Source organism: Amycolatopsis sp. NPDC051903 (assembly GCF_044452505.1).
Taxonomy (GTDB): domain Bacteria; phylum Actinomycetota; class Actinomycetes; order Mycobacteriales; family Pseudonocardiaceae; genus Amycolatopsis.
In genome coordinates, this window is sequence record NZ_JBITBT010000046.1 from 1 (window position 1) to 22,332 (window position 22,332).

Here is a 22,332-nt window from a genome sequence, read left to right on the forward strand (position 1 = left end):
TCCGTCTGTCGCAAGAAGGAATGATCGACCAAGGGCTTCACTCATGATCAACAGGGGTCTCCACCGACCACTCAGACGTTAAAACTCAAGCTAGCCCTCGTGATTCGCCGCCGCTTCCTGCTGACCGGCCAGGAAGTGCGCGATGTCGGCGGTCGCCGGGTACAGCGCGCGGTAGCGGGCGTAGAACTCGTCGTACAGGTCGGCGCGGGCCGGGTCCGGGCGCACGACCTCGGCCACCGGGTTCCAGGCGCCGGCGTCCGGTGCCAGTCCGACGGCGACCGCGGCCAGCAGCGCGTCGCCGAACGCCGCGCCGATCGTCTCGGTCGGCACGTGCTGCTCGGCGCGCGTCACGTCGCTGACGATCTCCGTCCACACGCGACCTTGCGTGCCGCCGCCGACCGCGACGAGGCGGCGGCCTCCGGCCGGGCCCATCGTCTCGAGGTTGTGGCGCACGCCGTAAGCCGTGCCTTCGAGCGCCGCCCGGTAGAGGTCGGCCTTGCCGTGCGAGATCGTCAGCCCGGCGAGCACCCCGCGCGCGGCCGGGTCCGGCACGGGCGTGCGCTCGCCCGCGAAGTACGGCAGCATCAGCAGCCCGCGGCTCCCGGCCGGCACGTCGCGCGCCGCGGCCACGAGGTCGGCGAACTCGCCGCCGACGAGCTCGCGCAGCCAGTCGGTGATCGCGCCCGACGTCGCCATGCCCGCCGCCAGCGAGTACGTGCCCGGGAACGCGCCGTTGGTGGCCCACAGGCCCGGCACCGGCCGCGGGCGGTCCGCGGTCTGGATCAGGAACATCGTGGTGCCGTACATGAGCATCGTGTCGCCGGGCGCGCGCACGCCCGCGCTCGCGGCTTCGGCCCACGCGTCGACCGTGCCGCACGTGACGGGAAGCCCTTGCGGCAGCCCGGTTTCCGCGGCCGCGGCGGCGGTCACGGTGCCGGCGACCTCCGTCGGCCACGCGAGCCGAGGCAGCGTAATGCCCGGGGCGACGAGCTGTGCCCAATCCTGCGCCCACGTCCCGGCGCGCAGGTCGTACATCGGGTCGCACTGGCTCGCCGAGTGGTGGTCGAGCACGTACTCACCGGTCAGCCGCAGCACGAGGTACGAGCTCGCCATGAGGAACAGTTCGGCGCGCTCCGCGACCTCCGGTTCGTGGCGGGCCAACCAGCGCCACTTGGGCCCGACGGCCTGGCTGGACAGCGCGCTGCCGGATCGTTCCACAATGGACTCTTCGCCGAGTTCCGCGGTCAGCTCGGCGATTTCCGCGCTCGCGCGCGTGTCGACGCCGTAGAGGATCGCGGGCCGCAGGGGCCGGCCGTCGGCGTCGGCGGGCAGCAGCACGGGCCCGATGCCGCTCACGGCGAGCCCGGCGAGCGGCCGGTCGCCCGCCGCCGCGGTGAGCTCGCGGACCAGCGCGGTGAAGTCGGCCCACCACACGCGTTCGGCGTCGTGCTCGAACCAGCCGGGCCGCGGACGGGAGGTGGTGTGCGCGCGGCCGGCGCGCGCCAGTATCGTGCCGTCCGCACCGACGAGCACGCCCTTGGAACTCGAGGTGCCGATGTCGATGCCGACCAGCAGTCCCGGATGCACGAGTCTCCCCCGGTAAGCGGACGGTAAACGATTACTCGGGACGCTATTCTTCGGGTACGAAGGTGTCAAGCAAGCCTGGACGAGGAGGTCACGGTGGCCACCATCAGCGACGTCGCCGCGCGCGCCGGCGTCTCCACCGCGACGGTCTCCCGGGCCCTCAACGGCAAGTCCACTGTGGACCCGGAGCTCGCGGCGCGGGTGCTGGTGGCCGCCGAGGAGCTCGGCTACCACCCCAACGGCCTGGCCCGGAACCTGCGCCGCCAGGAAACGGCGGTGCTGGCCCTGATCATCTCCGACGTCGAGAACCCGTTCTTCACCGCGATCGCGCGCGGGGTCGAGGACCTCGCGCAGGTTTCGGGGTACTCGGTGGTGCTGTGCAACTCCGACGAGAACGAGGACAAGGAGCGCCGCTACATCGACGTCGCGCTCCAGGAACGCGTCGCCGGCGTGGTGCTCTCGCCCACGGGCCGCTCCACGAACGTCGACCGCCTGCGCCGCCAGGGCACGCCCGTCGTCGCGGTCGACCGGCCGCTCACCGGGCCGGACGGCGACCAGGTCCTCGTGGACACCCGCCGCGCCGCCCGCGGCGCGACCCGCCACCTCGTCGCCGGCGGCTACCGGCGCATCGGCTGCCTGTCCGGCCCCGCCGGCGTCCGCACCGCCGACGACCGGCTCGCGGGGTACCTCGACGCCGTCGGCCAGGAGAACGCCGTGTTCCGCCGCACCGAATACCGCGCCGAGGGGGCGCGCGTGGCCGCCACGGAACTGCTCGACCTGCCGGAACCGCCCGACGCGCTGCTGGTCGCCAACAGCACCATGACCATCGGCGTCCTCGAAGCCCTGTCATCCCGCCACCTGCGCCCCGGCCGCGACATCGGCATCGTCTCCTTCGACGACGCCCCCTGGACGACCCTGATCGACCCGCCCCTGACGGTCGTCGCGCAGCCCGCGTACGAAGTCGGCCGCGTCGCCGCGCAGCTGCTGCTCGCCCGCATCGCCGACAGCACGCGCCACCCCACGACGACGACCCTCGAAGCGCGGTTGATCGAACGGCAGAGTTCACGCCGGTAGCGGTCCCGCCGAATGGCACGGCGGGCGCTGCGAAACTGCGGCTGCCTGAATTCCGCCGCATCACCGGCGCGGAAAAACGTCCCGATAGGACGACGTGCCTGGTGGACCGGCAGTACCGGCCCACCAGGCACGTCCCACCCCCTGTCCCCCCAGCACCGGTGGCCCGGAGGCCGCCGGAGCCCGCGACAAGCCCGAGGCGGGAAATCGATTACCAAACCGAAAGTAAGGGGCGCAACGGGCAGGTGTCAAGGGCACGAAAGCCTGGACAACCCCGCCCCGAGCCGGGCACACTGTGGCGAAATCGCCTACGCATCGTGTCGGGTTCTGTGCGGTGCGTGTCGATCTCTGGTGAATTCACCCGCAGATGCGGTGACGAACCGCACGAACCCGCACACACGAGCTACTCTGAGCGCATGTCAGTCGCGCTGGAAAACGTCCTCGCCAAAGCGGGGCTCAAGGCCGACGCCACCGAGTTCCTCACCCTCGTCGAGGACGCGGCGCGCAGGCTGTCTCCGCCGAACCCGGACCCCTCGCACTACTTCTCGCCCGACCAGCAGGCGGCGCTCGGTGACGTGGGGCTCGACCTCACCCCGCGCGGGGAGGACGAGCCGGACTTCCGCGCGCGCACCGTCGCGGCCCACGCCGTGCTCGCGGATTCCGCGCTCACCGTCACGCAGGCCGCCAAGGCGCTGAACGTCGACGACAGCCGGATCCGCCACCGCCTCAAGGAAGGCCGGCTCACGGGCTGGAAGGACCAGGGCTGGCGGCTGCCGTCCTGGCAGTTCGCCGGGTCCGGTGTGCTGCCCGGTCTCGAAGTGGTGCTGCGCGCGGTCCCCGACGACCAGCCCGCGCTCGTCGTCGCGGCGTTCATGAACACCCAGCAGGACGATCTGCTGATCGGTGACCAGCCCGCGACCCCGCGCCAGTGGCTGCTCGCCGGCGGCGATCCGGACCACGTGGCGCGCCTCGTCGCCACGCTGGGCTCGCCGTTCTAAGCTGAGCGGCCCACGGAAGATCACCGACACAGGACGGACGACCCCCGACGCATGGCCCGGCTCCCCCTGCCGCCCGCGCGATCCGTGCTGGTCAACGAGCTCGACCGCGCCCACGACGTGGTGGCGGTGCAGCCCGAGACCAGACTGGTCCGCATCTTCACCGCGCACGGAAACCACCCGCAGCAGTGGAACTCGTTCCGCTACACGGGACCGTTGCCCCACGGGCGCTTCGACCAGCAGCCGCCCGGGCGCGGCGGCCAGCCGGTGACCGATCCGGCCAACGGCGTGCTCTACTTCGGGCTGACCGTGCGCACGAGCGTCGCCGAGGTCTTCCAGACCAGCTCCACCGTCGACCGCAAGACACGCGGGCCGCGACTCGTCGTCGTGCGCCCGATGCGCACGCTGCGGCTGCTGGACCTCACCGGCCTGTGGCCGACGCGGGTCGGCGCGTCGCAGGAGATCTCCAGCGGGCCGAAGAAGATCACGCAGGCGTGGGCGCGGGCCATCCGCACGGCCTTGCCCGACCTCGACGGCCTCTGGTACCGCTCGTCGATGGACTCCGGGTTTCCCGCCGTGTGCCTGTGGGACCCGCCGGCGGGCACCGCGCTGCCGATCGCCCCGGATGTCCTGCTTCCGCTGGATCACCCGGGGCTCGACGTCCCGCTCGGCCGGGTCTGCGAGGAGCTGAACTACACGCTCCTGAACTGACCCGCGTCAGGCCAGGTGCCGCGACCACCAGTCCAGCACGGCGTCGAAGCGCTGGACCCGGTGGCGCGGCCGGCCCGAGCGCGACAGTTCGTGGCCCTCGCCCGGGAACAGCAGGAACTCCGCGTCGGCACCGGCGCGGCGCAGCGCCACGAACATCCGCTGCGCCTGCTCCAGCGGGCACCGCCAGTCCTGTTCGGAGTGGACGACGGCGAACGGGATGGTGATGTCCGCGGCGTAGGTCAGCGGGCTGCGGTCGCGCAGCACCTCGGGGTCCGTGCCGATGTAGGCGTCCACGAAGAAGTAGCCGATGTCGGAGCTGCCGACCATCGAATCCCACGCGTTCACGGCCCGCTCGCTCCACGCAGCCTTGAACCGCTCCGGGTGGTGCGAAGCGACCCAGCTCGTCATGAAGCCGCCGTAGGAGCCACCCATGATGCCGACGCGCGACGAGTCGAGGTCGGGCCGCTCGAGCGCGTTGTCGAGCAGGGCGAGCACGTCGTCGACGTCGACCGTGCCGAAGCCGAACGTGATCGCGCGGCCGTGGCCCTGCCCGTACCCCGCCGACCCGCGCGGGTTGCCGAGCACCACGGCGTAGCCGGCCGCCGCGTACACCTGCGCTTCGTCGAACACCGCCCAGTCCTGCTGGGCGAACGGCCCGCCGTGCACCACCCGCAGCACCGGGTGCGGGCCCTCGCCCTCGGGCAGCACGAGCCAGCCGTGCACGGGGTAGCCGTCCGGCGCGGTCGTCGTGAGCTCCTCGACCGGCCGCAACCCCTTGTCGCGCAACGTCTTCGAGTAGTCGGTGAGCACGCGCGGGCCGCCCGCGCCGAACACCACCACGTCGCCGGCCGTCTCGGGCGTCGCGACCACCGCGACGACCGTGTCGCCGTCGGCGGCGAACCCGCGGACCACGACGTGGCCGTCGTGCAGCACCCGCAGGTCCGAGAGCGCGGCAGCGTCGGCCGCAGCCGGCACCGCGCGCAGCTCCACGGCGCCGCGGTTGCGGACGGCCACGAGCACCTCGCCGTCCACGGGCACGGCGCGGCCGGAGCCGCTCTCGACGTCGACGGTCTCGATGTCGGTGAGCCGGCGCGCCTTCACCGGGCCGCCGGCCTCGATCGTGGCGGCGTACAGGCCCGTGTTGCAGGCTTCGCGGTGTCCGTCCTCGTAGGACGAGCCGTAGAAGAACAGCGTGCCGTCCGGGCCGAACACGGGCTGCTCGGCGCTGCCGTGGCACACCACGAGCAGCTCGGGCTCACCACCGCCGGCCGGGAACGCCGCCAAGTCGTTGTAGTCGGTCTCCACGCGGTCCCAGTCCTGGGGCACGGTGACGACCACGCGCTCGCCGTCGGGTGTCCACACGGGATCGCCGACGTCGTACGCGTCCGGTGACAGGGGTTCGAGTTCGGGCAGCTCCGCCGCGTCGAGCGCGGCGACGGCGTCGAGGACGAACAGCCGCTTGTGCCGGTCGCGCAGGAAGCCGACGTCGTCGATGCGGTAGTCGAAGCGCGTGATCCGGCGCGGCGCCTCGGCCGCCGGCTCCGGCGTCTCGCCGTCGGCGTCCTCGGTGCCGTAGCGGCCGGCCTCGGGCACCCGCGCGGTGAACGCGAGCCGCCGCGAATCCGGTGCCCACACCGGCGCCGCGGCGCCCAGCTGCAGCTCCGTGAGCCGCTTCGCCTCGCCGCCCGCCGCGGCCATCACGTGGACCTGCGGTTTGCCGTCCGGTCCCTCGCCGTCTCCGGTCCGCAGGAACGCGACCCAGCGGCCGTCGGGCGAAATCGCCGGGGCCGCGTCGCGCGGGCCGTGCGTCCACGGCGTCCCGTCTCCCCCTCCCCCGAGCTCCACGCGGCGGATCGAACCGTGGTTGGCGTTGGCGCCGAGGTCGGGGTGGGTGACCGCGGTGAGCAGCAGATCGCCCCGGAGTGCGGGGTGACCGGGAACGACGAGGGCTTCGATGTCGGCAGGTCGCATGCCGACGACCGTACCGGATCATTAGCAACGCGAAAGACTTATTTCGCGGCCACTTCCGCGCGTTCGTCCCGCTTCGCCTTGACCAGGCTGGCGACGGTGGTGATCGCCAGGACCACGACGATCACGCCCAGGGACACCCAGTTGTTGATGTCCAGCCAGTCGGGCGCCACGTGGTACTCGTGCAGCGCGTGCACGAACAGCTTCGCCCCGATGAAGGCGAGGATCACCGCCAGGCCGTAGGACAGGTACACGAGCTTGTCCACCAGGCCACCCAGCAGGAAGTACAGTTGCCGCAGGCCCATCAGCGCGAACGCGTTGGCGGTGAACACGAGGAAGGCTTGCTGCGTGATGCCGAAGATCGCCGGGATGGAGTCGACGGCGAACAGCAGGTCGGCCGAGCCGATCGCGACGATGACGACCAGCATCGGCGTGATCATCCGCTTGCCGTTGACCTTCACCACGTACTTGTGGCCGTGGAAGTCGTCGGTGACCGGGGCGATCTTGCGGACCCAGCGGGTCACCGCGTTCTCGTGGTACTCCTCTTCCTCGTCCTTCTTGCGCAGCATGCTGATCGCGGTCCAGATCAGCACCGCGCCGAAGAGGAAGAACACCCACACGAACTGGGCGATGAGCGCGGCGCCGACGGCGATGAACACGCTGCGCATGGCGAGCGCGAGCAGGATTCCGACGAGCAGCACGCGGTGCTGGTGGATCGCCGGCACCTTGAACGACGCCATGATGATCATGAAGATGAACAGGTTGTCGACGCTCAGCGAGTACTCGGTGATGTAGCCGGTGAAAAATTGCACGCCCGGGTCGTGCCCGGCGAACACCCACACACCGATGCCGAACGCGATCGCGCAGGCGATGTAGAAGATCACCCAGCGCGCGGCTTCACCCGCTTTGATCGCGTGGGGCTTGTGGTCGACGATCACGAGGTCGAGGGCGATCAGCGCGAGCAGGCCGCCGACCGTGGCGATCCACAACCACAGGGGAACGGTCATCACAGCAGAACCTCCGGATAGTGCGCAGCAGCAACTAACCGGAGGTCTCTTCCGCCGGTTTCGCAACCGGCCGACGGTGCCGGGGGCCAGGCCACCGTGCTGACGACACCGCCGCGGAGGAATACTCCCCTCACAGCCCGTTCAGTGTGCCGGTTACGCGTCGCGAGCGCCAGCCGGGGTTGCCCGGATCACCGGACCGGCCGTGTTAACTGCGTCACCGCACGAGTCGATCACGCGGGTTCGCCTGAAAAAGATGTCTGATCCGTGTGAGCCGCGCGAGACGTTCTCAGGAAAGCTCCCATAACGTCAGCACGTGCCCCGCATCCCGTTCCCGCGCACGCGCGGTTCAAGGCTCACCGCGCTGGCCGCGGTCGTGGTGGTCGTCGCCGCGGTCGTGGCCGTCTGGACCACCCGCGGCTCGGACTCCGCGCCGGTCCGGACCCAGGACGCCTTCCTCGCCGTGCCGGCCGCGCCCGGGTCGGCCGACCAGGTCCGGATCGACACCACGACCTACTACCCCGAGAAGACGCCCGCCCCCGCGGTGCTGCTGGCCCACGGGTTCGGCGGCGACAAGTCCAGCGTGGACCCGCAGGCGCGGGAACTCGCCCAGCGCGGGTTCGTGGTGCTCACCTGGTCGGCACGCGGCTTCGGCCGCAGCGGCGGCAAGATCGGGCTCAACGACCCCGACGCCGAGGTCGCCGACGCGAGCCGGCTGATCGACCACCTGCTCGCGAGCCACGCCGTCGCCACGCGCGCCGACGGCGCCCCCGAGCTCGCCGTGACCGGCGCGTCCTACGGCGGCGCGCTTTCGCTGCTGCTCGCGGGCACCGACAAGCGCGTCGCCGCCGTCGCGCCGGTGATCACGTACAACGACCTGGCGCAGGGCCTGATCCCCAACGCCGCCGCGACCGCCCCACCCGCGGCGAAGACCCCGGCGGCGGGCGAGTTCGCACCCGACGGGGTGTTCAAGAAGAGCTGGGCGGGCATCTTCTTCTCCGCGGGTTCGGGTGCGTCCGCGGCCGGCTCGCCGTCGGCGGAGGCACCGGAGGCCGGGCAGGAAACCGGCGACAACGGCGCTTCGGTCGGCGGCACGGGCGCCGGCGCGGGCGGGGGCACCGAGACCCAGGCGACCGCGCCGCAGCAGCGCCCGGCGCAGCTGCCGGCGGCGGACCCGTGCGGCCGCTTCACGGCACAGGTCTGTCAGGCCTACACCGAGCTGGCCACCACCGGGAAGGTCAGCGCGCAGACCGTCGCGCTGCTGCACCGCGTCTCCCCCGCGTCGGTGACGAGCAAGATCACCGTGCCGACGCTGCTCGTGCAGGGCGAGAGCGACACGCTGTTCGGCCTCGACCAGTCCGACGCCACCGCGCGGCAGATCAGCGCGGCGGGCGGGAAGGTGCGCACGATCTGGTACACCGGCGGCCACGACGGCGGCACGCCGGGCCCGCAGCTGCGCACCAAGATCGGTGACTTCCTGTGGTCCGCGGTCACCGGCGACGGCGATCCGGGCACCGGCTTCAGCTACGACGTGCAGGGCACCCTGCGGGCCAACGGCGCCCCGTCCGTGCGCACGGTCAGCACCGACGCGTACCCGGGTCTTTCGGGCGCCGGGACCGAGCGGCGCGAGGTGGAGCTGCAGGGCCCGCCGCAGCCGGCGGTGCGGCCCGCGGGCGCCAACCCCGCGGCCGTGAGCGGCATCCCCGGGCTCAACGGGATCGCGGCCGGCTCGTCGCGGCTCGCGCCGCTGTTCAGCACCGACCCGCCGGGGCAGTCGGCGCAGTTCCGCACCGCGCCGTTCGACAGCCAGGTGCTGATCGCGGGCTCCAGCACCGTGCACCTGCAGGTCGCGGCCGATCCCGCGCACCCGCTGCCGGAGGCCGTGCTCTTCGCGAAGCTCTACGACGTGGGCCCCGACGGCACGCGTGTGCTGCCGGCCAACGCCGTCGCCCCGTTCCGCGTCGAAAACCTGCCGTCGAACGGCACGCCGGTCGACGTGACGGTGACGCTGCCGGGGATCGTGCGGCCGATCGAGGCGGGCCACTCGCTGCGGCTCGTCGTGGGCACCACGGACCAGTCCTTCTCGACGCCGACCGCGCCGGGCGTGTTCCGCATCGGCCTGGTGTCCGGTTCGGCGCTCGCCGTGCCGGTCGTGCCGGGGACGTCGGTCGGCACTCCGGCCCCGGTCGGCCAGCTGATCGGCATCGGCGTCACGTTGCTCGTCGGCCTCGCCGCGCTGGTCGTCGCTGCGATCCGCCGGCGCCGGGCGCACGACGTCGACCCCGAGCTGGCGGGCACCCCGCTCGTGATCAAGGGGCTGCGCAAGCAGTACTCGGGCGGGTTCGTCGCGGTGAAGGACCTGTCCTTCCGCGTGGAACCGGGCCAGGTGCTCGGCCTGCTCGGGCCCAACGGCGCGGGCAAGACGACCACGCTGCGCATGCTGATGGGCCTGATCACGCCGACCGCCGGCGAGATCCGCGTGTTCGGCCACCGGATCACGCCGGGCGCGCCCGTGCTGTCGCGCATCGGGTCGTTCGTCGAGGGGTCCGGGTTCCTGCCGCACCTGTCCGGCAAGGCGAACCTCGAGCTGTACTGGGCGTCCACCGGGCGGCCGGCCGAAAAGGCGCACTTCACGGAGGCGCTCGAGATCGCCGGGCTCGGCGACGCGGTGAACCGGCGCGTGAAGACCTACAGCCAGGGCATGCGCCAGCGGCTCGCCATCGCGCAGGCGATGCTCGGGCTGCCGGAGCTCATGGTGCTCGACGAACCGACCAACGGGCTCGACCCGCCCCAGATCCACCAGATGCGTGAGGTCCTGCAGCGCTACGCCGCCACCGGGCGCACCGTCGTCGTCTCGAGCCACCTGCTGGCCGAGGTCGAGCAGACCTGTTCGCACGTCGTGGTGATGCACCGCGGCACGCTCGTGGCCTCCGGTGAGGTCAGCGAGCTGGCGGCCTCGAGCGGCGAGGCCACGTTCCGCGTCGGCGACCCGGCGGCGGCCGCGGCGGCGCTCAAGGGCGTCGGCGGCGTCACCGACGTCGACGTGGAAGGCGACCTCGTGCACGCGAACCTCGACGGGCTGCCACGCGCCGAGGCGGTGGCGGCGCTCGTGCGCGCGGGCGTCTCGGTGGAGCAGGCCGGGCCGCGGCGCCGGCTCGAAGACGCGTTCCTGCAGCTGGTCGGAGAGGACTCATGAACGAGGCCAACGGTTCCGGCGGGGTCCACACCGACCCCGCGGCCCTGCGGGAGCTGAGCGAGCTGGCGACGGCCGAGCGAGCCGAGGTCGGCCCGGACGGTGCCGTCGCCGGCTACCGCGCCGAGCGCACGCTGCGCCTCGGCGTGGAGCTGAAGCGGCAGTTCAAGCGCCGCCGCACGCAGCTCGTGCTCGGGTTCGTGGCGATCCTGCCGTTCATCCTGGTGGTGGCGTTCGAGATCGGGCAGTCGAACCCCAACCGGCGCTCGGGCGGGTTCGTGGACCTGGCGACGGCGAGCGCGCCGAACTTCGTGGTGCTCGCGCTGTTCGTGTCCGGCACGTTCCTGCTGCCGATGATCGTGGCGCTGTTCTTCGGCGACACGATCGCCAGCGAATCGTCGTGGTCGAGCCTGAAGTACCTGCTGGCGATCCCGGTGCCGCGCCACCGGCTGCTGCGGCAGAAGGCGATCGTGTCGGGCCTGCTCTCGGCCGCGGCGCTGGTGCTGCTGCCGCTGGTGTCGCTGCTGGTGGGCGTGATCTGGTACGGCGCGGGCGACGCGATCAGCCCCACGGGTGACGCGGTTTCCTTCGGCAACAGCATGATCGCGCTCCTGCTGTCCACTGTGTACATCATCGTGCAGCTGGCGTGGGTGGCCGGGCTGGCGCTGCTGCTGAGCGTGTCGACCGACGCCCCGCTCGGCGCGGTCGGCGGCACGGTGTTGGTGGCGATCCTGTCGCAGATCCTCGACCAGATCACCGCGCTCGAAGGCCTGCGCAACTACCTGCCCACGCACTTCTCGTTCGCGTGGATCGACCTGATCTCCACCGACATCGACTGGGGGGACATGGCGAGCGGGGTGCTCTCGTCGCTCATCTACACCACGGTGTTCCTGCTGCTGGCCGGGCGCCGCTTCGCGACGAAGGACATCACGAGCTGACCCGCGCGTCCGGCCGTCCTCCCGCGAGGACGGCCGGACGGCGGTAACGTCTCGTCGCGTGACGACCCACCTCGCTTTCGACGGCGACGTCGCCGTGCTGACGCTCGAGCACGGCCGCGGCAACGCCCTCGACACCGCCACCTGCCGGGAGCTCGTGTACCAGCTCGAAGAGGCGGCCGACCGCGCGAAGGCCGCCGTGCTCACCGGCGCGGGCAGCTTGTTCTGCGCGGGCGTCGACCTGCTGAGCGTCGACGCCGGCGGCGCGGGTTACGTCAGCGAGTTCCTGCCCGCGCTGTCCGACGCGTTCCTCGCGCTCTTCGGCTTCCCCAAACCGCTCGTGGCCGCGGTCAACGGGCACGCGATCGCGGGCGGGCTGGTGCTCGCCGCGGCGTGCGACCACCGCGTCGCGGCCGCGGGCGGTGGCCGGATCGGCGTGCCGGAGCTGCTCGTCGGTGTCCCGTTCCCGCTGGCGGCGCTGGAGATCCTGCGCTGCGCGTACGGCACGACGCCGTTGCCCGCGCTGATCTACAGCGGCGCCACGCTGACCGTCGACGACGCGCTGGCCCGCGGGCTCGTCGACGAGGTGGCCGCGCCCGAGGAGGTGCTCGGGCGGGCCCGCGAGCTCACCGCGCGCCTCGGCGAACTGCCGGCGGAGGCGTTCGCGCACACGAAGGCGCAGCTGCGCCAGCCCTACCACGAGCGGATCGCGGAGAACCGCGCTTCCGACGACGGCCACGTCGAGCGGATGTGGCGCTCGGACGCGACGCTGGCCGCGGTCAAGTCCTATGTGGACCGGGTGCTGAAGTCCTGAGCCCTACGGAAGTCGGCGCCCGACCGGATGGTGCGCCTTGCCGAGCCCGGCCGGGTCTGTGAAGATCCGGAAGTTGATCTCGGGCCGTCGAGGGGAACCACGTGCGCAGGCTGCTCACCGTCTTGTCCGCTGCTGTCCTGACGGTCGTGAGCGGCGCGCCGGTCGCGAGCGCGGCCGGACCGGAGGACATCACCGGCGCGCTCGCGTCGATCCCGGGCCTGACGGTCGTGAAGGAGGACGCGGCGCCCGCGGGGTACCGGTTCTTCGAGCTGGCGTTCACGCAGCCGGTCGACCACCGCCACTCGGACGGGCGGACGTTCCAGCAGCGGTTCACCCTGCTGCACCGCGACTTCGCCGCGCCGACCGTCGCGTTCACCAGCGGCTACAACGTCTCGCTGTCGCCCAACCGCTCGGAACCGACGCGGATCGTCGACGGGAACCAGCTGTCGATGGAGTACCGGTACTTCACGCCGTCGCGGCCGGGGCCGGAGAACTGGGCGCGCGACCTCACGATCTGGCAGGCCGCGGCCGACGAGCACGACGCCGTGCAGGCGTTCAAGAAGATCTACCCCGGGAAGTGGCTCGCGACGGGCGCCAGCAAGGGCGGGATGACCGCGACGTACTTCCGGCGCTTCTTCCCGGACGACGTCGACGGCACGATCCCCTACGTCGCGCCGAACGACGTGATCGACCCGGTCGACCGGTACAACCGCTTCCTCGCGAACGTCGGCGACCCCGCGTGCCGGGCTTCGCTGAAGGCGTTGCAGCGCGACGCGTTGAAGCGGCGCGACGAGCTGGGCGCGCTGGCGGCGGACGACGCGAAGCGCAAGGGGTACACGTTCACCACGGTCGGCTCGATCGACGAGTCGCTGGAGATCGCGGTGACCGACTCGTACTTCGCGTTCTGGCAGTACCAGTCGTTGTCGGCGTGCGCGTCGATCCCGCGCGCAGGCGCGCCGGCGGCCGACGTGTGGGCGTGGTTCGAGCAGGTCGAGAGCCTGAACACCTACTCCGACCAGGAGCTCGAGGCGTTCGTGCCGTACTACTACCAGGCGGCCGCGCAGCTGGGTTCGCCCGAGGCGTACGACAGCTACCTGCGCGACCTGCTGCGCTACCCGGGCGCCGACGTGCCGCAGACGTTCGTGCCGGCGTCGGTGCGCATCCCGCGGTTCGACTTCCTCGCGATGCCGGACATCGACTTCTGGGTCCGCACGCAGGGCCGGCAGCTGCTGTTCGTCTACGGCTCCGACGACCCGTGGGGCGCGGAACCCTTCGAGCTCGGCTTCGGCTCGAAGGACTCCTACCGCTACTTCGTCCCGGGCGGCAACCACGGTTCGACCATCGCCCAGCTGCCGCCCGCGCAGGCGGCCGAAGCGACGGCGACCATCCGGCGGTGGGCGGGGCTGCCCGCTTCGTCGGCGCGGTCTCTCGCCGCCCCGGCCGCGCCGGCCGCCTTCCCGGACTTCGACGCGAACGCACTCCTGACGGACCGCCCGCGGCTCTAGGTCCTTTGTGGATCTTCGGCGGGCCGGTCGCCGTGATTCCGCGGCTGTGGGGCGCGCACGGTTGCCGCGCCGGGTGACGCCGCGGCGGCGGTGGGAGGCGTAGTCTCGGCTCAGTCTTGCCGGTCCGGTCTGAGGAGGCAGCCATGCCCCGGCCCGTCCACTTCGAGATCCACGCCGGCGACCCCGCGCGGGCCGTCGCGTTCTATACCGCCGTGTTCGGCTGGAAGATCGAGCAGTGGGGTGACATCCCCTACTGGGTCGTCGACACCGGCGACGGCGACGGCATCAACGGCGGCCTCCTCCCCCGCCGCGGCCCGGCCCCCGCCGAGGACGCCCCGGTGCACGGCTTCGTCAACACGATCGCCGTCGGGGACGTCGACGCCACCCTCGACGCCGTCGCCCAAGCCGGCGGCACCCTGGCGCTGCCGAAGAACCCCGTGCCGGGCGTCGGCTGGCTCGCCTACTGCAAGGACACCGAGGGCAACATCTTCGGCGTCCTCCAGCCGGACGAGAACGCCCCCGCCCCGAGCTGATCCGCCCGGTTCGGCCGGCTGCTCCGGGGCGACCGGCGCGCGGCCGGGTCAGGGGCGCCGGACGTGCGGGACTTTCGCGAGCACCGCGTCGTACGAAGCGTCGACCAGTTCGCGGAGTTCGGTCGCGGGCACGGCAGTGCTCACGGCCGCCCCGAGGTCGATGCGGTTCCAGCCGTAGCGGCCCGGGTAGTCCATGACTGCCACCGACTCCGGGTAGCGCCCGCGCAGCTCGGCGGCTCCCTCGCGCGTGCCGCCGCACTTGAGCCCCACCGAACCGGGCCGCTCCAGGCCCAGGAACGCGAACGCCTTCCCCGCGACCTTCGCGACGAGCACGTGCTCGCCGAACGGATAGGTCTCCACCGCCCCGGGCTTGCCGAGGCAGTGGGCGATCACGTCGTCCAACCGCGCCACCGTTCACCTCCGCTCGTGCTTTCAAGCGCACACCCCGCCGTCCACGCGAGTAACCCGGGTCCGGCCGCGCGGCCCCACCTCGTCACTCCCGCAGAGCGGCGAGGCGGGCGGGCGAGCGTCAGCGGATGCCGGCCGCGTCCATGCCGCGCAGTTCCTTCTTGAGGTCGGCCACCTCGTCGCGGAGGCGGGCCGCCAGTTCGAACTGCAGGTCGCGGGCGGCTTGCATCATCTGGTCGGTCATCTGCTGGATGAGGTCGGCCAGCTCGGCGCGTGGCATGGTCGACACGTCCTTGTCGACGAGCATGCCGGAGCTGCGGACGCGGTCGCCCTGTTCCGGCTTCTTGCCGCGGGACGAGTTGCGGCCCGAGCCGCCCACGGCGACGGACTCCGCGGAGTCGTCGGCTTCGCTGTAGACGCGGTCGAGGATGTCGGCGATCTTCTTGCGCAGCGGCTGCGGGTCGACGCCGCGCTCCTCGTTGTACGCGATCTGCTTGGCGCGGCGGCGATCCGTCTCCTCGATGGCGTGCTGCATCGAGTCGGTGATCTTGTCCGCGTACATGTGGACCTCGCCGGACACGTTGCGCGCCGCGCGGCCGATGGTCTGGATCAGCGAGGTGCCGCTGCGCAGGAACCCTTCCTTGTCCGCGTCGAGGATCGCCACCAGCGACACTTCGGGCAGGTCGAGACCCTCGCGCAGCAGGTTGATGCCGACCAGCACGTCGAAGTCGCCCGCCCGCAGCTGCCGCAGCAGCTCTACGCGGCGCAGGGTGTCGACCTCGGAGTGCAGGTACCGCACGCGGATGCCCAGCTCCAGCAGGTAGTCGGTGAGGTCCTCGGCCATCTTCTTGGTGAGCGTGGTGACCAGCACGCGCTCGTCCTTCTCGGCCCGCTCGCGGATCTCGTGCACCAGGTCGTCGATCTGGCCCTCGGTGGGCTTCACGACGACCTTCGGGTCGACCAGGCCGGTCGGGCGGATGACCTGCTCCACGAACTCGCCGCCGGTCTGCCCCATCTCGTACGGGCCCGGGGTCGCCGACAGGTACACCGTCTGCCCGATGCGGTCGGAGAACTCCTCCCACGTGAGCGGCCGGTTGTCGACCGCGCTCGGCAGGCGGAAGCCGTAGTCGACGAGGTTGCGCTTGCGCGACATGTCGCCCTCGAACATGCCGCCGATCTGCGGCACCGTCTGGTGCGATTCGTCGATGACGAGCAGGAAGTCGTCCGGGAAGTAGTCGATCAGCGTCGCCGGCGCGGACCCGGCCGCGCGGCCGTCGATGTGGCGCGAGTAGTTCTCGATGCCGGAACAGAACCCGACCTGGCGCATCATCTCGATGTCGTACGCGGTGCGCATGCGCAGCCGCTGCGCTTCGAGCAGCTTGCCCTGCTTCTCCAGGTCGGCGAGGCGCTCCTCGAGCTCCTCCTCGATGCCCTTGATCGCCTTCTCCATGCGCTCCGGCCCCGCGACGTAGTGCGTGGCCGGGAAGATCCGCACCTCGTCGACCTCGCGCACGATGTCGCCGGTGAGCGGGTGCAGGTAGTACAGCTTGTCGATCTCGTCGCCGAAGAACTCGACGCGGATCGCCAGCTCCTCGTACGCCGGGATGATCTCGACGGTGTCGCCGCGCACGCGGAACGTGCCGCGCGCGAACGCGATGTCGTTGCGCGTGTACTGCACGTCGACCAGCGCCCGCAGCAGCACGTCGCGGTCGACCGTGCCGCCGACCTCCAGCTTCGTGGAGCGGTCGAGGTAGGACTGCGGCGTGCCGAGGCCGTAGATGCAGGACACGCTGGCCACCACGATCACGTCGCGGCGCGAGAGCAGGTTCATCGTGGCCGAGTGGCGCAGCCGCTCGACGTCGTCGTTGATCGACGAGTCCTTCTCGATGTAGGTGTCCGTCTGCGCGATGTACGCCTCGGGCTGGTAGTAGTCGTAGTAGCTGACGAAGTACTCGACAGCGTTGTTCGGGAACAGCTCGCGCAGCTCGTTGGCCAGCTGCGCGGCCAGCGTCTTGTTCGGCGCCATGACCAGCGTGGGCCGCTGCACGCGCTCGATCAGCCACGCGGTGGTGGCCGACTTGCCCGTGCCCGTGGCGCCCAGCAGCACGACGTCCTTCTCGCCCGCCTTGATGCGGCGTTCGAGGTCGTCGATGGCCGTCGGCTGGTCACCGGCGGGCCGGTACTCGCTGACCACTTCGAACCGGCCGCCGGTGCGGGGCACTTCGGAGACGGGCCGGAAGTCGGACTGCGCGAGGACGGGGTGTTCGGTTGCGAAAGCCACGTCCTCCAGAGTAGGCCGACCCCCCGACAGTTTTCAGCCGCGTCCGGGCTGACCTGGGCGGGAGCGGTTCAGCAGCCGTCGCAGCACGCCCCGCACAGGTCGCACGGCGAGCAGTCGACGTGGTTCGCGCGCGCCTTGCCGCTCCACGGCCCCGGGAACGGGTCGCGGCAGCAGAACTGGCAGCTGCAGCACATGTACGTCGCGACGGCGCAGCCGGTGAAGAACCCGCGCGGGCGAGACGGCACGGCGAACTTCGGCGACCAGCACCCGCCGCCGTCGCCGTCCTCCGGGCCGTCGCCGGGCCGGCGCTTCTTCTTCGGCGGCTTCGGCGGCGGGGGCGGTGCGGGCGGTGAGCCCGGCGGCGGTCCACCCGGCAGCTGCCCGGACCCCGGCGGCAGCCCGGGCGGCACCGGTCCCGGCCCGAGCCAGCCCGGCGGCGGCTCCTGCCGGTGCCCGAACGCCCGCGTGACCGCCTGCCGCAACTCGTGCACCAGCAGCGCGTGGACCAGCGCGGGTTCGGCGAACTGCGCCTCGCGCAGCGCGAGTTCGACCCCGAGCACGGCGTCGCCGGCCAGCCGCCGCGCCTCGGCCGGCCCGGTCCCGGTGACCGTCAGCGGGTTCCACGCTCCGGCGGCGTCGTCGGCGGCCTGGTCCTCCACCGCGTCGAGCAGGTGCGCCGCCCGCCCGAACAACCGCCCGGCCTCCGCGAGCGGTGCGACGTTGCCGGGGCGGCCCGCCAGCACGGCCGTCTGCGCGAACGCCGCCGACGCCGCCAGCTCGGCCGGCTCGGTCACCACCAGCACGGAATCTTCGCGCCCGGCCGCCTGTTCCAGCGCGCCCTGCCGCGCGACCGCGTCCACCAGCACCGCGGTGTCGAAACCGACGCGCGCACCCGTCCGGGCGCCTTGCTGTGCCCAGCGCGCCGCGACGCGCCGGGCGGCCGAGGCGACGGGCTTCCGGCCGAACGCGCCGTCGCTGTCGGCCACGTGGTCGGTGACCTTCGCCGAAGCGAGCACCAGCGACACCGCCGCCGCGAGCTGAGCGCCTTCACCACGCGCCACCGACGCCGAACGCAACCCGCGCAACGCGCACGGACCCGCGGCCCGGCGCCGCCCAGGAGCCGGGGCCTGCGCCTCCACGAGCGCGGACACGACCAGCCCGTCGTAGTTCGTGACGGCCCGCGCGAGCTGCCCGTGCTCGTCGCGCAGCGCCAGGCACAGCCCGCACAGGTGCGCCAGCCAATCGGTGTGCAGCCGCGCGGACAGCCGGTGCCGGCACGGCCGGATGATCCCGAACATCGTTCCCCCCAGTACGGCTCGATCCCGGCGAACCGTAACGGGCAGTGCCGGCGCACGGGCGGCACGTGCCCAACCCGTGACCATTTCGGGCAACCGGGTGGATTTCACCGACACGGACCGCGAACGCCCTCCCCCGCCGCGGAGCGCCGGGCAGGATGGGCGGATGACCGACGTGCACCCGCCGAAGGTGGAGAGCTTCGACCCGGCCGCCGGCGTCAACGTGGACAACAAGGGCGTCGTGCGGCAGGTGGAGGAGTTCCGCCAGGAGCCGTTCGGCCTCTACCTCGCGCGGCCGACGCCCGGGCGCGAGCAGTTCCACTACCTCGAATCCTGGCTGCTGCCGGACCTCGGCCTGCGCATCACCGACTTCTGGTTCACCCCCGGCCACGAACGCGACCAGGACTTCTACCTCGACGTGGTCCGCGTGCGCCGCGAAGGCCCCCGCTGGTTCGCCACCGACCTCTACGTCGACCTCGTGCTCAAGGACAAGTCCTCCGTGCGCGTGATCGACATCGACGAGCTGCTGGCCGCTGTCGCGGCCGGGTTGCTGCCCGCCACCGAAGGCAAGTACGCGCTGGAAACCGCCTACGCCACCGTGGACGGCCTGTCCTCGAACGGCTACGACCTCGGTGCCTGGCTGTCCACAAAGGACATCGCCGTGACCTGGCGCCGCCACTAGCCATCCACCGATCGGTGGATGGCCGCCGCCTCGTGGTGGATGGCGGGTGTGGCCGTTCCGGCGATCCGCCGGACCCCCTGCGCGCGGGACTCTCGTTCACGACCGGAACGTGGTGAACGAGAGGGGACGGCGGACATGCCGGTGATCGAGGTCCAGCACCTCCACAAGGCCTACGGCGGGAAAGTGGCGGTGGACGACGTGTCGTTCACCGTCGAGCGGGGGGAGATCTTCGGGATCCTCGGCCCGAACGGCGCGGGCAAGACGACGACGGTCGAATGCCTCGAGGGCCTGCGGGCGCCCGACGGCGGCACGTGCACGGTGCTCGGGCTCGACTCGCGCCGCGACCGCGCCGAGCTGCGCCAGCGGGTGGGCGTGCAGCTGCAGGAGAGCCGGCTGCCCGACCGGCTGCGCGTGGCCGAGGCGCTGGAGCTGTACTCGTCCTTCTACCGCGAGCCCGCGGACCCCGGGCGGCTGCTCGGCCTGCTGGGGCTGACAGACCAGCGCTCGACCCAGTACAGGAAGCTTTCGGGTGGCCAGCAGCAGCGCCTGTCGATCGCGCTCGCGCTCGTCGGCAGCCCCGAGATCGCGGTGCTCGACGAGCTGACCACGGGCCTGGACCCGCAGGCCCGCCGCGACACCTGGGACCTCGTCGAGGCCGTGCGCGCGGAGGGCGTGACGGTCGTGCTGGTCACGCACTTCATGGAGGAAGCCGAGCGCCTCTGCGACCGGATCGCCGTGATCGACGCGGGCCGCGTCGCGGCCATCGACACCCCCGCCGGCCTGGTCCGCAGGGTCGGCGACGAGCAGCGCATCCGGTTCCGCCCGTCGGCGCCGGTCGACGTCGGCGAGCTCTCGGGGCTGCCCGACGTGTTCAAGGTCGAGCGCCACGGCGCGCAGCTCGTGGTCACGGGCCGCGGCGCCGCGCTGCAGACCGTCACGTCGTTCCTCGCCCGCCGCCAGGTCATCGCCGGGGACCTGCGCGTGGACCAAGCCAGCCTCGACGACGCGTTCGTCGCGCTGACCGGCAAGAAGATGGACTGAGGGGGCAAGGAAAATGCTGGGGAAGATGACCGCCGTCGAGGCGAAGCTGTTCCTGCGCGACCCGGGTGCGCCCATCACGGCGCTCGGCATCCCGCTCGCGCTCGTGCTCGTGTTCGGCCTCATGCCGGGCACGAACAAGCCGAGCGCCGAGCTCGGCGGGCACGCCGCGCTGCCCACGCTGATCGCGCCGATGGCCGTGGCGATCCTGATCGGGATGCTCGCCGTGATGCTGTTCCCGGCCGCCGTGGCCACCTACCGCGAGAAGGGTGTGCTCAAACGCCTGTCGGCGAGCCCGGTGCCGCCGGGCCGGCTGCTGGCCACGCAGCTGCTCGTGAACCTGGCCGCCGCCGCGGTCGCGATCCTGCTCGTCGTGGGGGTGGGCAGGATCGCGCTCGGCATGGCGCTGCCGGCGAACCTCGGCTGGTTCGCGGCCGTGGTGCTGCTCGGCGCGCTCGCGCTGTTCTCGGTCGGCGCGCTGATCGCGGCACTGGCGCCGACCAACCGCGCGGCCAGCGGCATCGGCGCCGCCGCGTTCTTCCCGATGCTCGCGCTCGGCGGGGTCTGGGTGCCGAAGGAGCAGCTGCCGCCGGTGCTGCAGCACGTGGCCGACGTCCTGCCGCTCGGCGCGACCATCAACGGCCTGCGCGAGGCAGCCGCCGGCCACGCGCCGGAGCTGCTGCAGGTCGGCTCTCTCGCCGCGTTCGCCCTGGTCTGCTCGGTCGTGGCGGCCCGGGCCTTCCGGTGGGAGTGACCGTGAGCGTGACGACCCGGGCGGCCGCCCCGCGCACGGCCGGCCCGTTCGCCCTCGTGCCGGTGGGCTCGATCGCCGCGCTGCTCGGCGTGGCGCTGCTGCTGACCGCGAACCGCTACGGCTACATGGGCGACGAGCTGTACTTCCTCGCCGCCGGAGGGCACCTGTCGTGGGGGTACGTCGACCAGCCGCCGGTGTTGCCGCTGCTGGCCCGCCTGATGGACTGGCTCGCGCCCGGATCCGTGTTCGCGGTGCGGATCCCGGCGATCCTGGCCACGGTCGCCGCGGTCGTGCTCGCGGCGCTCATCGCCCGCGAGTTCGGCGGCCGGGCGAAAGCCCAGGTGCTCACCGCGGCGACGTCCGCGGTGGCGACGCAGGTCGTCGCCGGCGGCCACTACCTGGCGACCTCGACGTTGGATCCGGTCCTGTGGGCCGGCGTGATCTGGCTGCTCGCCCGCTGGATCCGCACCCGCCGCGACGGCCTGCTGCTGTGGGCCGGCGTGGTCACCGCCGTGGCGTTGTACGTGAAATTCCTGATCGGCGGCTTCTGGCTGGTCGCCGGCGTCGCGTTGCTCGTCTTCGGACCGCGCGAGCTGCTGCGCCGCCCGAAGCTGTGGCTCGGCGCGGCCATCGCGGTCGCCGCCCTCGTGCCGACGCTGATCTGGCAGGCCGCGCACGGCTGGCCCCAGCTCGGGATGGGCGCGGCGATCGCGGCGGAGGTCGACCAGACGTGGGGCGGGCGGCTCCTGTGGCTGCCGTCCGCGCTGATCGTGGCCGGGCTCCCCGTCGGTGTGGTGCTGCTGTGCTACGGCCTCTGGCGCCTGCTGCGCGCGGAACACCTGCGCCCGTACCGCTTCCTGGCGTGGGCGACGCTCGGACTCGCGGTCGTGTTCGTCGCGGTCGACGGCCGGTCGTACTACATCGCCGGGATGTTCGCCCCGTGCTGGGCCGCCGCCGCGGTCGAGCTGGAGGGCGGGCGAGCCGCGCGGTGGTGGCGCTGGCTCGCGACCTGGCCCGTTTACGCGCTGGCGGCGGTGCTGGTCCTGCCCGTGTCCCTGCCGGTGTGGCCGCAGTCGTGGCTCGCCGAGCACCCGGGGCTGCCCTCGCCGTCGTTCGCGTTCGCCGAGATCGGCTGGCCCGAGGCCGCGCGGTCGGTGGCCGGGACGTTCGCGAAGCTGCCCGATCCGGCGCACACCGCGCTCGTCGGCGAGTCCTACTGGTCCGCGAGCGCGCTCGACCACTACGGCCGCCCGCTCGGGCTGCCCGAGCCGGCGAGCCCGAACCGCGGGTACGCGACGCTGGTCGTGCCGCCGGATTCCGACACCGACGCGCTGTGGGTCGGCGAGGATCCGCGCCCGCTGCTCGGCCACTTCGCCGACCTCCGGCCGGTCGGGCGGGTGGACACCGCGGGGGCGCTGCCCAGCGTCGCGAACGGGACCCCGCTGTGGCTCGCGAGCGGCCGCCTGCAGCCGTGGGCGCAGCTCTGGCCGACGCTGGTGAACACGCACAACTGAGCCGGTGTGCCCGGCGCCACACCCGACCTGGTGGCGCCCGGGCCGGC

Annotated in this window: 18 protein-coding genes; 12 read left to right on the plus strand and 6 right to left on the minus strand. The window is 72.4% G+C overall.

The genetic code is table 11. The features are described 5' to 3' along the window. Positions 1-90: 90 nt before the first annotated feature. Positions 91-1,587: an FGGY-family carbohydrate kinase gene (locus tag ACIA77_RS45640; protein WP_395892442.1), complete on the minus strand. Its 1,497-nt coding sequence runs from the start codon at positions 1,585-1,587 to the stop codon at positions 91-93. Positions 1,588-1,680: 93 nt separating this feature from the next. Here ACIA77_RS45640 and ACIA77_RS45645 point away from each other — a divergent pair, with 93 nt between their 5' ends. The 3 genes from ACIA77_RS45645 to ACIA77_RS45655 all read left to right on the plus strand — a co-directional run bounded on the left by ACIA77_RS45645 (position 1,681) and on the right by ACIA77_RS45655 (position 4,361). After that, the gene (locus ACIA77_RS45645; protein ID WP_395892443.1) at positions 1,681-2,658 is read left to right on the plus strand and encodes a LacI family DNA-binding transcriptional regulator; all 978 of its coding nucleotides are present in this window, start codon (positions 1,681-1,683) and stop codon (positions 2,656-2,658) included. A 413-nt stretch (positions 2,659-3,071) separates the two neighbouring features. Beyond that, on the plus strand, positions 3,072-3,653 hold the full coding sequence (locus tag ACIA77_RS45650) for a DNA-binding protein (protein WP_395892444.1): 582 nt from the start codon (positions 3,072-3,074) through the stop codon (positions 3,651-3,653). Between the two features lie 51 nt (positions 3,654-3,704). Beyond that, complete coding sequence (locus ACIA77_RS45655; RefSeq protein WP_395892445.1) at positions 3,705-4,361, plus strand: RES family NAD+ phosphorylase; 657 nt, start codon at positions 3,705-3,707, stop codon at positions 4,359-4,361. Positions 4,362-4,367: 6 nt separating this feature from the next. Here the strand turns inward: ACIA77_RS45655 and ACIA77_RS45660 are convergent, their stop codons facing one another. Together ACIA77_RS45660 and ACIA77_RS45665 are read right to left on the minus strand one after the other, a co-directional pair. Beyond that, on the minus strand, positions 4,368-6,332 hold the full coding sequence (locus ACIA77_RS45660) for a S9 family peptidase (RefSeq protein ID WP_395892446.1): 1,965 nt from the start codon (positions 6,330-6,332) through the stop codon (positions 4,368-4,370). Positions 6,333-6,370: 38 nt separating this feature from the next. Then, positions 6,371-7,336: a TerC family protein gene (locus tag ACIA77_RS45665; RefSeq protein WP_395892447.1), complete on the minus strand. Its 966-nt coding sequence runs from the start codon at positions 7,334-7,336 to the stop codon at positions 6,371-6,373. A 313-nt stretch (positions 7,337-7,649) separates the two neighbouring features. Here ACIA77_RS45665 and ACIA77_RS45670 point away from each other — a divergent pair, with 313 nt between their 5' ends. The 5 genes from ACIA77_RS45670 (at position 7,650) to ACIA77_RS45690 (ending at position 14,313) form a co-directional block, all read left to right on the plus strand. Continuing rightward, complete coding sequence (locus ACIA77_RS45670) at positions 7,650-10,529, plus strand: alpha/beta fold hydrolase (protein ID WP_395892448.1); 2,880 nt, start codon at positions 7,650-7,652, stop codon at positions 10,527-10,529. Then, positions 10,526-11,464 (plus strand): ABC transporter permease, encoded by a 939-nt coding sequence (locus tag ACIA77_RS45675; protein WP_395892449.1) that lies wholly within the window; start codon positions 10,526-10,528, stop codon positions 11,462-11,464. Before ACIA77_RS45670 ends, ACIA77_RS45675 begins: the two co-directional genes overlap by 4 nt. A gap of 58 nt (positions 11,465-11,522) precedes the next feature. Beyond that, entirely contained in the window at positions 11,523-12,275 is a 753-nt protein-coding gene (locus ACIA77_RS45680; protein WP_395892450.1) for an enoyl-CoA hydratase/isomerase family protein, read from the plus strand. Positions 12,276-12,376: 101 nt separating this feature from the next. Beyond that, entirely contained in the window at positions 12,377-13,780 is a 1,404-nt protein-coding gene (locus tag ACIA77_RS45685; RefSeq protein ID WP_395892451.1) for a S28 family serine protease, read from the plus strand. A 143-nt stretch (positions 13,781-13,923) separates the two neighbouring features. Further along, positions 13,924-14,313, plus strand: coding sequence for a VOC family protein (locus ACIA77_RS45690; protein ID WP_395892452.1), 390 nt, complete (start codon positions 13,924-13,926; stop codon positions 14,311-14,313). A gap of 48 nt (positions 14,314-14,361) precedes the next feature. Here ACIA77_RS45690 and ACIA77_RS45695 read toward each other — a convergent pair whose 3' ends face one another. From ACIA77_RS45695 to ACIA77_RS45705, 3 genes are all read right to left on the minus strand, one after another. Next, complete coding sequence (locus tag ACIA77_RS45695) at positions 14,362-14,724, minus strand: MmcQ/YjbR family DNA-binding protein (protein ID WP_395892453.1); 363 nt, start codon at positions 14,722-14,724, stop codon at positions 14,362-14,364. Between the two features lie 118 nt (positions 14,725-14,842). Continuing rightward, a complete protein-coding gene (gene uvrB, locus ACIA77_RS45700; protein WP_395892454.1) occupies positions 14,843-17,002 on the minus strand; it encodes an excinuclease ABC subunit UvrB in 2,160 nt (719 codons plus the stop codon). Between the two features lie 68 nt (positions 17,003-17,070). Next, positions 17,071-18,300, minus strand: coding sequence for a DUF5685 family protein (locus tag ACIA77_RS45705; RefSeq protein ID WP_395892455.1), 1,230 nt, complete (start codon positions 18,298-18,300; stop codon positions 17,071-17,073). A 163-nt stretch (positions 18,301-18,463) separates the two neighbouring features. Here ACIA77_RS45705 and ACIA77_RS45710 point away from each other — a divergent pair, with 163 nt between their 5' ends. The 4 genes from ACIA77_RS45710 to ACIA77_RS45725 all read left to right on the plus strand — a co-directional run bounded on the left by ACIA77_RS45710 (position 18,464) and on the right by ACIA77_RS45725 (position 22,285). Next, positions 18,464-18,979, plus strand: a complete 516-nt coding sequence (locus ACIA77_RS45710) for a DUF402 domain-containing protein (RefSeq protein ID WP_395892456.1) — start codon at positions 18,464-18,466, stop codon at positions 18,977-18,979. A 135-nt stretch (positions 18,980-19,114) separates the two neighbouring features. Further along, positions 19,115-20,020, plus strand: a complete 906-nt coding sequence (locus tag ACIA77_RS45715; protein WP_395892457.1) for an ABC transporter ATP-binding protein — start codon at positions 19,115-19,117, stop codon at positions 20,018-20,020. A gap of 25 nt (positions 20,021-20,045) precedes the next feature. Then, entirely contained in the window at positions 20,046-20,771 is a 726-nt protein-coding gene (locus ACIA77_RS45720) for an ABC transporter permease (protein WP_395892458.1), read from the plus strand. An 8-nt stretch (positions 20,772-20,779) separates the two neighbouring features. Beyond that, a complete protein-coding gene (locus tag ACIA77_RS45725; RefSeq protein WP_395892505.1) occupies positions 20,780-22,285 on the plus strand; it encodes a glycosyltransferase family 39 protein in 1,506 nt (501 codons plus the stop codon). Positions 22,286-22,332 lie beyond the last annotated feature (47 nt).